4 protein-coding genes are annotated in these 6,320 nt (G+C 64.3%); all 4 read right to left on the reverse strand.

What is annotated here, in order from left to right:
• Positions 1–66: 66 nt before the first annotated feature.
• On the reverse strand, positions 67–2,784 hold the full coding sequence (acnA, locus tag M3I56_RS26420) for an aconitate hydratase AcnA (protein ID WP_254356446.1): 2,718 nt from the start codon (positions 2,782–2,784) through the stop codon (positions 67–69).
• 76 nt (positions 2,785–2,860) lie between these two features.
• Positions 2,861–4,324, reverse strand: coding sequence for a bifunctional 2-methylcitrate dehydratase/aconitate hydratase (locus M3I56_RS26425; RefSeq protein WP_254356447.1), 1,464 nt, complete (start codon positions 4,322–4,324; stop codon positions 2,861–2,863).
• A 19-nt stretch (positions 4,325–4,343) separates the two neighbouring features.
• Entirely contained in the window at positions 4,344–4,868 is a 525-nt protein-coding gene (locus M3I56_RS26430) for a hypothetical protein (protein ID WP_254319745.1), read from the reverse strand.
• Positions 4,869–5,155: 287 nt separating this feature from the next.
• Entirely contained in the window at positions 5,156–6,199 is a 1,044-nt protein-coding gene (locus M3I56_RS26435; protein ID WP_254356448.1) for a CoA ester lyase, read from the reverse strand.
• Positions 6,200–6,320: the final 121 nt, after the last annotated feature.

Consider the following 6,320-nt stretch of genomic DNA (forward strand, 5'->3'; position numbering starts at 1 on the left):
CTTGCGTCGGGCTCCAAGTGTGACCGCACCCGTTGCCGGGCGCGGCACCTGCAAAAAACTGCGTATTTACGCCGCGAGCAGCGAGCGCAGCACGAACGGCAGTATACCGCCGTGCTTGTAGTAGTCGACTTCGATCGGCGTGTCGATGCGCAGCAGCACCTGCACGCGCTGATCCTTGCCGTCCTTGTGGTGGATCACGAGCGTCAGATCCTGCTGCGGCTTGAAGTCGTCCGTCAGGCCTTCGACATCGAACGTTTCTTCGCCGGTCAGGCCGAGCGACTGGACGCTGTCCGAACCCTTGAACTGCAGCGGCAGAACGCCCATGCCAACGAGGTTCGAGCGGTGGATACGCTCGAAGCTGCGTGCGACCACGGCCTTCACGCCCAGCAGCTGCGTACCCTTGGCTGCCCAGTCACGCGACGAGCCCGTGCCGTACTCTTCGCCTGCGAACACCATGGTCGGCGTGCCCGCGTCGATGTACTTCATCGCTGCATCATAGATCGAGAGCTGTTCGCCGCTCGGCTGATGGATCGTCAGGCCGCCTTCCACGCGCGTGCCGTCGGCCTTCGCCGGGATCATCAGGTTCTTGATACGCACGTTCGCGAAGGTGCCGCGCATCATCACGTCGTGGTTGCCGCGGCGCGAGCCGTAGCTGTTGAAGTCGGCCTTCTGCACGCCGTTTTCCTTCAGCCACTTGCCTGCGGGCGAGTCTTCCTTGATCGAGCCAGCCGGGCTGATGTGGTCGGTCGTGACCGAATCACCGAAGATGCCCAGTGCGCGCGCGCCCTTGACTTCGGCCACCGACGACGACGGCGTCATCGAAAAATCGCTGCCGAAGAACGGCGGCTCGGCGATGTAGGTCGACTTCGGCCAGTCGTAGACCTGGCCTTCTTCGCCCTCGATCTTGCTCCACAGGTCGCCCTTCTTCGTGAGCTGGCTGTAGTTCTTCTGGAACGCGTCCGGATCGAGCGCGAACTTGAGCAGCGCGTTGACTTCGTCGCTCGTCGGCCAGATGTCGCCGAGGTAGATGTCACGGCCGTCCTTGCCCTTGCCCACCGGTTCCGTCATCAGGTCGCGCGTGATGTTGCCCGCGATCGCGTAAGCGACGACCAGCGGCGGCGAGGCCAGGAAGTTCGCGCGGATGTTCGGGTGGATACGCGCTTCGAAGTTACGGTTGCCCGAGAGCACCGCAGCCGCGACGACGTCGTTCTTGACGATCGATTCGTTCAGTTCGGCCGTCAGGTCGCCGGCGTTGCCGATACAGGTCGTGCAGCCGTACGCCGCGAGTTCGAAGCCGAGCTTCGAGAGGTACGGCAGGAGGCCCGTCTTCGTCAGGTATTCCGTGACGATGCGCGATCCCGGCGCGAGCGACGTCTTGATGTGCGGCGCGACCGTCAGGCCCGCTTCCACGGCCTTCTTCGCGAGCAGACCGGCGGCCAGCAGCACGCTCGGGTTCGACGTGTTCGTGCATGACGTGATCGCGGCGATCAACACGTCGCCGTTGTGCAGCTTGACCTTGTCGCCCGCCGCGTATTCGGCGCTGAGGTCGGCGGCCTTCTTGTTGAAGCCGTTTTCCGCGACCGGCTTCGAGAACAGGTCCGTGAAGGTCGACTTCACGTTGCCGATTTCGATACGGTCTTGCGGGCGCTTCGGACCGGCCAGCGACGGCGCGACCGTACCGAGGTCGAGGACGAGCGTCTTCGTGTAGTCGATGTCGCCGGCCTTCGGCACGCCGAAGAGATCCTGCGCCTTGAAGTAGTTCGCGAATGCCGCGATTTCAGCTTCCGTGCGGCCCGTGCCCTCGAAGTAGTCGATCGTCTTTTCGTCGACGGGGAAGAAGCCCATCGTCGCGCCGTATTCCGGCGCCATGTTGCCGATGGTCGCGCGGTCGGGCACGCCGATCGACGCCGTGCCTTCGCCGAAGAACTCGACGAACTTGCCGACGACCTTCTCCTTGCGCAGCATTTCGGTGATGGTCAGCACGAGGTCGGTGGCCGTGCAGCCCTCGCGCAGCTTGCCCTTGAGTTCGACGCCCACCACATCAGGCGTGAGGAAGTACACCGGCTGACCGAGCATGCCGGCTTCCGCTTCGATGCCGCCCACGCCCCAGCCCACCACGCCGATGCCGTTGATCATCGTGGTGTGGCTGTCGGTGCCGACGAGCGTGTCCGGGTAGTAGACGGTATCGGCGCCTTCAGCCTTCTTGTGCACGCCGCGTGCGAGGTATTCCAGGTTCACCTGGTGGACGATGCCGATGCCCGGCGGCACGACCTTGAACGTGTCGAACGCCTGCATGCCCCACTTCATGAACTGGTAGCGCTCGTTGTTGCGCTGGAATTCCAGTTTCATGTTCAGGTCGAGCGCGTCCTTCTGGCGAAAGTAGTCGATCTGGACCGAGTGGTCGACGACGAGATCCACCGGCACGAGCGGCTCGATGACCTTCGGGTCACGGCCGACTTGCTTGGCCACGCCGCGCATGGCGGCGATGTCGGCGAGCAGCGGCACGCCCGTGAAGTCCTGCAGCACGACGCGGGCGACCACGAACGGGATTTCGTCGACGCGCGAGGCGTTCGGCTTCCAGTTCGCGAGTTGCTCGATGTGCTCTTCCGCAATCTTCTTGCCGTCGTAGTTACGCAGCACAGACTCGAGCACCAGACGGATCGAGACCGGCAGACGATTGATCTTCACGCCAAGCTGCTTGCCGAGTTGCGGCAGCGAGTAGAACTTGCCTTTGCCGGAACCGCTGTCGAATTCTTTTAGCGTTTTGTGGAGATTGTGGGCCATAGTGTTTTCCTTCGTTTAATCGCGGAAATAACGCTTACTGCTCGTTTGCTGCTGTCACGGATACCTGCCTGATTGCTCAGATCACATACATGTCGACGTACTCGTTGACGGGCAGGGCGCAAAGCCGCGGTTCGTCGAGCGAGACATCGAGAATCGCCTGCTGCTGCTTCGCGGGGAAGCGGCGCGCGAGGTTGATTCGAAACTTTTCGATCAACAGCGGAATGCCTTCTTCGCGGCGCCGCTTATGGCCGATCGGGTACTCGACTACGACCTCGTCGAGCGTCGTCCCGTCCATGAGCTCTATGGTGAGCGCATTCGCGATCGAGCGCTTGTCCGGATCGTGATAATCCTTCGTGAACTGCGGGTCTTCCACGCATACCGTCTTCGCGCGCAGCGCGTCGATGCGCGGGTCGCTCGCAATGTCGTCTTCGTAGTCGGAGGCGGTGAGGCGGCCGAAGATCAGCGGCACGGCGACCATGTACTGGATACAGTGGTCGCGATCGGCCGGGTTGGCAAGCGGGCCGCTCTTGTCGATGATGCGGATGGCCGCTTCGTGCGTGCGGATGGTGATGCGCTTGATGTCCCCAGCCGTCCTGCCTTGCTGCGCGAGCACGCCGTGCAGCGTCATCGCGGCTTCGGCGGCGGTCTGCGCGTGGAATTCGGCGGGGAACGAAATCTTGAACAGCACGTTTTCCATGACATACGTGCCGTAGGGGCGCTGAAACTTGAACGGCTGTCCCTTGAACGAGACGTCGTAGAAGCCCCAGGTTTTTGCCGTGAGCGCCGAGGGATAGCCCATCTCGCCCGTTTTCGCCATGAGCGCGAGGCGCACGGCGCGCGAGGTGGCGTCGCCCGCGGCCCACGACTTGCGCGAGCCCGTATTGGGCGCGTGGCGGTAGGTGCGCAGCGACTGGCCGTCGACCATCGCGAGCGAAACGGCGTTGATCAGCTCGTCGCGGGTGAGCGCGAGCATTTGTCCGACCACGGCGGTCGAGGCGAGCTTGACGAGCAGCACATGGTCGAGACCGACCTGATTGAACGAGTTTTCCAGCGCAATGCAGCCCTGGATCTCGTGCGCCTTCACCATGCCTTCGAGCACGTGCTTCATGGTGAGCGGCGCTTTGCCCTGAGCGATGGCGGTGCGCGAGAGCCAGTCGGCGGTCGCGAGGATGCCGCCCAGGTTGTCCGAGGGATGGCCCCATTCGGCGGCGAGCCATGTGTCGTTGAAGTCGAGCCAGCGGATCATCGCGCCGATGTTGAACGCGGCCTGAACCGGATCGAGCTGGAATGGCGTGCCCGGCACCTTCGCGCCGTGCGGGACGATCGTGCCCGGCACGATCGGTCCCAGCAACTTGGTGCAGGCGGGGTAGGAGAGCGCCTCGAGTCCGCAGCCGAGAGTATCGATCAGGCAATGCCGGGCCGTCGTCAGCGCGAGCGCGCTGTCAACCCTGTCTTTGGCAAACCCGCCGAGCACATAGTCGACGATATCGACCAGTACCTGGTCCGGCTGCGGCCTGACGTTGGAGATCAGGGCGGACATCGAGGCGATCCTGCGGTCCTTACTGGCCCGCGGCGCCGCTGGCGGCTGCCGGAGCGCGGTTCGCCGGGTTCAGCGCTTGAGCCTGGGTCGGCGCCATTGCGCCTTGCTGCATTGCAACAGTCTTGCACTCGTCGGCCAGACGCGAGCTGTCCTTGTCCGAGAACAGCATGGCCTTCGTCGGGATCACGACGAGGTCGAGGCCGGTGGCGGCGTCGTGGAAGCGGTCCGCGCCCGTGGTCGTAACTTGACGCGGCAGGTTGTAGTTCTTGTTCGCCCAGTGAACGGTGACGATCTGGTCACGCGCCATGTCGCCCTTCAGGTCGAACTGTGCGCCTTCAGCGCAGCTCCAGTGCTCCGAGCCCTCCGGGACCGGATCGACCTTCGCTTCCTTGGCCGGGTTGGCCTTGCGCTTGATGATGCGATGCTTCGGAGCCGGCTTCTTGGCGGTCGTGGTCGACGTGCCTTGTGCGGCGGCGTCGGTGGCGGCCAGCATCAGCGTCGAGGACAGGGTGCCGATGACAGCGGCGATCAGCAGTTTCTTCATGAGTGTCAAACCTTTATCTATCTAAAAGCGGTTGATCAGTGCGCGGTTGAACAGGCAACCGCCGTTTGCACTGCGCGCGCCCCGAAAGCACGCAGCGGACGCTATTTTCACCTATTTATCGCCATGAACTTCAATTTCTCCGGCCCGGTGTTGTTTGCGTCTTGGTTCGCAAGTAACTGCCTGTAACTGTCCGTGACTGCCGTCGCTGCGCTATGCGGCGCGAGATCCGTTTCGTTGCCGTGGCGCAATACGTTGAAAACGTTTTCGGCGTCCGTTCGCGGCGTGCATCAGGCCGACTCCTGCGTCAGGTCGCCCGGCGTATCGACGCCCGGCGTATCGACGCCCGGCGCGAACAGCGGCGCCGCGTCGAACGGCACGGCGCGGCCCGTGGCGCGCGCGCGGCGCAGCACCGACCAGTAGTAGCGGTAGCTCGCGCGGTCGTGCAGCGTGTCGCCATGGCGTGTCGGACCCCATTGCGCGTACTGCGCGGCCAGCAGGATTTCGGCGGCCAGGACGATTTCTTCCTCGCGCGGCGCGAAAGCGGCCACGATCGCGGGAATCTGCGCCGGGTGAATGCTCCACATGCGCGTGTAGCCGAACTCGTTGCGTGCGCGGCGCGCGTCGTTCGCCACCACGTCCATGTCGCGCACTTCCGTACTCACGTTGTGCGAGGGCACGCGGCCAAACGCGTGGCACGCGGCCGCGATTTCGAGCTTCGCGCGGCGCACGAGCGGGTGGTCGAACTGTCCGGGCGAGCGCATGGCCGTGTCGGGAATCGCGCCGTCGTGCGCGGAGACGAAGTCCATCAGCCCGAAGCTCAGCGACTCGACGCCGCGCAGCGCGGCGAGGTCGAACACGCGCGCGAGCGCGCCATGCGTTTCGACGAGCAATTGAACGGGAATAGGCTTGTCGATGCCCATCTCGACGCGCGTGGCCTCGATGAATGCTGTCATTTCGGCGGCGTCGCCCACGGCGCGGATCTTCGGCAGGGTGATGAAGGCCGGCGCACGCTTCGCGGCGCGCAGGATCATGCGCACGTCGTCGCGCCAGTGCGGGTGATGGAAATCGTGGATGCGCACGCCGACGCGGCCAAAGCGGTCGTGTTCGCCGCCGATGAGCGACGCCACGAGTTCAGCGTGTTCGGCCTCGCGGCCGACCTGCGCGCCGTCTTCGCAATCGAGCGTGATGTCGAATACCGGGCCCAACTGCTGCTGCAGCGCGAGCGATTTGAGCATCAGCTTCTCACTGCCCGCGTAGTGGTCGCATGCGGGCAGGATGGCGGGCGGCGCTTCGCCGTCAAACAGCACTTCTGCTGGCAGAATGGCGCGCATCTTCGGCGTCGGGAGTCGAGTTTTGTAGGAGATACCGGATTCGGATGCGTCCTGCCGGCAACGTGGTCAGGGCAAGGCGCATGCGGATCGGGGGGCCCGCCTAGGGGGGGCCGCCCAGGGG

It is taken from the genome of Paraburkholderia sp. CNPSo 3281 (assembly GCF_024206515.1).
GTDB lineage: Bacteria > Pseudomonadota > Gammaproteobacteria > Burkholderiales > Burkholderiaceae > Paraburkholderia > Paraburkholderia nodosa.